This is a genomic window from Streptomyces sp. NRRL WC-3549 (genome assembly GCF_000721935.1).
GTDB lineage: Bacteria > Actinomycetota > Actinomycetes > Streptomycetales > Streptomycetaceae > Streptomyces.
This window is the reverse complement of sequence record NZ_KL585414.1, coordinates 87,318-91,252: the sequence shown is the minus strand read 5'-3', so window position 1 is coordinate 91,252 and position 3,935 is coordinate 87,318. Positions and strand designations below refer to the sequence as shown.

The window sequence follows — 3,935 nt, the reverse complement described above, 5'->3', positions numbered from 1 at the left end:
GCTCGTCCCGATCCCCAGCCATGATCTGATGCTCGACGCGGCTGCCCGCGATCTTCGATGCCCGGATTTCGGTGTACGCCTGGCCCACGGTCAAGATCTCAGCGTCCTTGGTCAGCTGGCGTTGGCCATCCAGGCTTCGTCCACGGTCGCCGAGGCGCTGCAGTGTGCATCGCGGTTCATGTTCGTGCACAGTCCGGCGCTGAGCGTCGGGGTGGAACCGGACCCGCGGGGACGCCGTGAGGTGGTGGCGCTGACCTATCGCAAGGACCTGCGCGAGTCGCCGTACTCGCCGCAGGCCATCGAGCTCGGACTCGGCCTTTTCCACCGGGTGGCGGGTGTTTTGGTCGACGGCATGACCGGTCTCCGATCGGTGGAACTGCCGCACCAGCCTTTGTCACCGTTGTCGCGGTACACCGCGTTCTTCGGCGCAGACGTGAAGTTCGGCTGCCCGACCGCCGCACTGCGCGTGGAGCGCCGGCTGCTCGACGCGGAGTTCCGCAGCGCGGATGCGGCGATCCGGCGACTCGCCGTCGACTACCTGGACAGTCACCACACCGATCCGGAGCACCGGGTCTCGACCCATGTACGACGGACCCTGGCCGAGAGCCTCGGCACCAGTGCCCCGGCGATCCGTCACGTGGCGCGGCTCCTCGCGATGCACCCACGTACGCTGCAACGACGGCTCGCCGCGGAGTCGACCAGCTTCGAGGAGATCGTCGAAGACGTACGACGGGACCTCGCACTGCGCTACATCATCACCACCGACCTCCCCCTGGGGCAGGTGGCCGCGATGGCCGGCTTCGCCGACCAGTCCGGTCTCAGCCACGCCGTACGACGGTGGCGGGACGCAAGTCCGAGTGAGGTGCGCCGCCGGGCACGCGGCACCCCCTGATGTTGTCGCGCTGGAACAAATCCTGCCTGGCTCGGAAGGGCATGCTGCTGGCCCGAGGCGCCGCGAGCGAGGAGTCACCCATGGCGACAGATGGAACCGATGTGCTGACCGGGATCGGTGCGCGACCGATCCCCGAGTTCGGCGGCGTCCACGACGTGTGGCCGCGAGGTGAGCGGCTGCGGGCGGTCCGCGAGGCCGCCGCGGCGTACAAGGAGCGCTTCAAAGCCCAGGGGCAGGTACGCGCGGTGAAGTCGGTCGACATCGCCGCGGCGCCGTACCCGGTGAAGTACGCCTTCCACAACGCCGTCTCAGTGCCCACGCTCCCGCTGATCTCGATGATCAACCGCATGATCGTCGTGCAGTACGACGACTTCGACGGCCAGGCGCGCACGCTGGTGTTCGAGCCGACGGTGCCGGACGGCTCCGCCGAGGCACCCTTCTACCGCAACCTCCAGAAGGTGATGGACAAGGTCCCCGGCGGCAAGCTGCTGGAGCGGACGGTGCTGAGGTACTACGCGGAGCCCGGTGACGTGCTGCGTCGGCTCGGGCTGACCCCGGACGACATCGACTTCTGCACCTTCGACCACCTGCACGTGCAGGACCCGCGGATGATCCTCGGATCCACCGAGGTCATCGAGGGGGAGGCGGCCCTGAGGGAACCGCTGTTCGGCGGGGCGAGGATGCTCGTCCACAGCCGCGAGCTCGCGACCCTGCAGTCGCTGCACCCGATGCAGTGGGCGTGGTACGTAGACGGCGGGCTGAACGGCGTCGACCCGGAGCAGTTCGTCACCTTCGACGGGGACGTCGAGCTCGGTCCCGGCGTTGCGCTGCTGTGGACTCCCGGACACACCGACGGCAACCACTCGTTGGTGCTCAACACCCCGGACGGTGTGTGGGTGTCCTCGGAGAACGGCATCTCGCTGGACAACTGGCAGCCGGAACTCTCCAAGATCCCCGGTGTACGGCGCTACCACGAGGTCTTCGGCCGGGAGATCTGCCCCAACGCCAACACGCTGGAGGACTCGTTGGACCAGTACGACTCGATGGTCAAGGAGAAGACCCTCGCCGACCCGTGCAAGGCGGACCCCCGGTGGCTGCAGATCCTGCCCTCGACCGAGCTCGCCCCGTGGAAGCGGTTCTGGCCAGTGGTCCCCACCTACGTCCACGGCGGCATCGAGTACGGCACGATCAAGGGCGGTCGGCGATGAACACCTCCCCGTCCGGCGCGGTCGTCACCGGGGCAGGCCGCGGGCTCGGCAAACTGATCGCCGCGACCCTGGTCGAGCGCGGCCACCGCGTACTGGTCACCGACGTCGACGAGGAAGCGGCCCGGGCCACCGCGGCCGGCCTCGGCCCCGACGTACTGTGGGCCGCCGCCGACGTACGTGAGGAAGCCCAGATCACCGCGGCCCGGGACCGCATCATGGGGGAAGCCGGCCGCCTCGACGTGTGGGTCAACAACGCCGGTGTCCTCATGACCGGCCCGGCCTGGGAACAGCACGCCGATGTACGTCGCCTGATGCTGGAGGTCAACGCGCTCGGCACCATCAACGGCACCGTGGCCGCGATCGATGCGATGCGGAACGCGGGCGGACACATCGTCAACATCGTGTCACTGGCGGGATTGACCGCGGTGCCGGGCGAGGCGGTGTACGCGGCGGCCAAGCACGCCGCGATCGGCTTCAGCCTGAGCACACTCGCCGACCTGCGCCTGGCCGGCATCAAAAACATCGACATCTCCTGCATCTGCCCCGACGGGATGTGGACCCCCATGCTCCACGACAAACTCGACGACCCCGCCTCGGCACTGTCCTTCTCCGGCAAGCTGCTGATGCCCGAGGAGGTCGTCGACGCAGTGCGCAAGGTGCTGGACCGCCCGCGTCCGGTCACCGCGCTACCTGGCTGGCGGGGCCTTCAGGCACGCCTTGCCGACGCCGTTCCCGTGCTCGGGCTACGAGCCGCGTCCCTGGCGGTCGCCCAGGGCAGACGCGTGCAGCGGAGGATGCTGGCGAAGAGCGCGAACGAAACCTGATCGCGATGAGCCGCTGACCGTCGTTGACGGGTGCATGGGCCGTCCTGGCCGAAGCCGGCCGCCGGCGGGTGTTGTCGGATCACGAGGGCAGGTGCTCGGCGCAGGGGGCGGCGACGTCGTCCTGGTCCGGGTACGTATCGATGGCACTACCGGCGTGTAGTGCCGGAGCAGGCAGCGTTGGCTCTGTCGACGACGGTGCGTAGGCGCTGGTCGTCGGCATGGTGGTTTCGCCGGATGATGTAGCGGTGGAGCATGCTGCGGGACTACTGCGCGGTTGGATGACGGCGGGATCTATGCGGCCACGGCTGCGGGCGGGGCCCCGATTGCTGCTTCGGATGAATCCGTCTTCGCTGCCGCGATCGCTGTCGACCACCAGCCGTACTCCTCCCCGCTCCGCGCCGTGGGCCATGGCGAGGGCGTCGACGAGGAGCTCGGCGCGGTGGTGGTCGGCCATGACGTAACCGACGACCTCGCGGGTGGCCCGGCCCAGCCGGCAGGCGAGGTAGAGCCAGCCTTCGGCGGTGGGCAGGTACGTGATGTCGCCGACCAGCTTGGTCCCGGGATGTTCGGCACGGAAGTCGCGGCCGACAAGGTCCGGGGCCGGCTTGGCCTTCGCATCCGGCCCGGTCCGCGAAATACCTCTTGTGCCGGGTGATGCCGCGGATGCCGCGCTCGCGCATCACGCGGGCGACGCGCTTGCGGTTCACCTGTCGACCCAGGCGACGCAGTTCGGCATGGATGCGTGGGACGCCGTGGTGTGCGGGGAAGCGAGGTGCACGACAGTGACCTCACGCTCGAGTGCGTCATCGGCAGCCTTCCGGGCCCGGCTGGCGGCCTCGCCTTCGCACCAAGCGCAGGAGGAAGAACGGGCGGCCCTCAGCACTCAGCCCAGCAGAACGATCGGATACGTCGCCTTCTTCGCGTGGACCAACCGGTACAGCTTTCTCACCGGTCGTTCTCCCTCACGAAGAAAGCCGTCGCCCTTTTCAGGATCTCGATCGTCTGCTGCTG

The 3,935-nt window shown here is 68.7% G+C and carries 4 protein-coding genes and 1 pseudogene; 3 read left to right on the top strand and 2 right to left on the bottom strand.

Going from position 1 to position 3,935, the window contains the following annotated elements; genetic code table 11:
- The first annotated feature begins 10 nt into the window (after positions 1-10).
- The 3 genes from IH13_RS38065 to IH13_RS0121685 all read left to right on the top strand — a co-directional run bounded on the left by IH13_RS38065 (position 11) and on the right by IH13_RS0121685 (position 2,924).
- Entirely contained in the window at positions 11-892 is an 882-nt protein-coding gene (locus tag IH13_RS38065; RefSeq protein ID WP_267883870.1) for an AraC family transcriptional regulator, read from the top strand.
- 80 nt (positions 893-972) lie between these two features.
- Entirely contained in the window at positions 973-2,100 is a 1,128-nt protein-coding gene (locus tag IH13_RS0121690) for an MBL fold metallo-hydrolase (RefSeq protein ID WP_031086928.1), read from the top strand.
- The gene (locus tag IH13_RS0121685) at positions 2,097-2,924 is read left to right on the top strand and encodes an SDR family oxidoreductase (protein WP_031086926.1); all 828 of its coding nucleotides are present in this window, start codon (positions 2,097-2,099) and stop codon (positions 2,922-2,924) included. Before IH13_RS0121690 ends, IH13_RS0121685 begins: the two co-directional genes overlap by 4 nt.
- Before the next feature lie 79 nt (positions 2,925-3,003).
- On the opposite strand, the gene IH13_RS46140 is transcribed toward IH13_RS0121685, so the two are convergent.
- Both IH13_RS46140 and IH13_RS43515 read right to left on the bottom strand, forming a co-directional pair.
- Complete coding sequence (locus IH13_RS46140; RefSeq protein ID WP_420713384.1) at positions 3,004-3,561, bottom strand: DDE-type integrase/transposase/recombinase; 558 nt, start codon at positions 3,559-3,561, stop codon at positions 3,004-3,006.
- Between the two features lie 13 nt (positions 3,562-3,574).
- Positions 3,575-3,664: pseudogene (locus IH13_RS43515) on the bottom strand (IS3 family transposase); the annotation flags it as partial.
- Positions 3,665-3,935: the final 271 nt, after the last annotated feature.

What these genes read in the sequence shown, in the direction of transcription:
- IH13_RS0121690 (WP_031086928.1), top strand. Translation starts at nt 973, where the DNA reads ATGGCGACAGATGGAACCGATGTGCTGACCGGGATCGGTGCGCGACCG.
- IH13_RS0121685 (WP_031086926.1), top strand. Translation starts at nt 2,097, where the DNA reads ATGAACACCTCCCCGTCCGGCGCGGTCGTCACCGGGGCAGGCCGCGGG.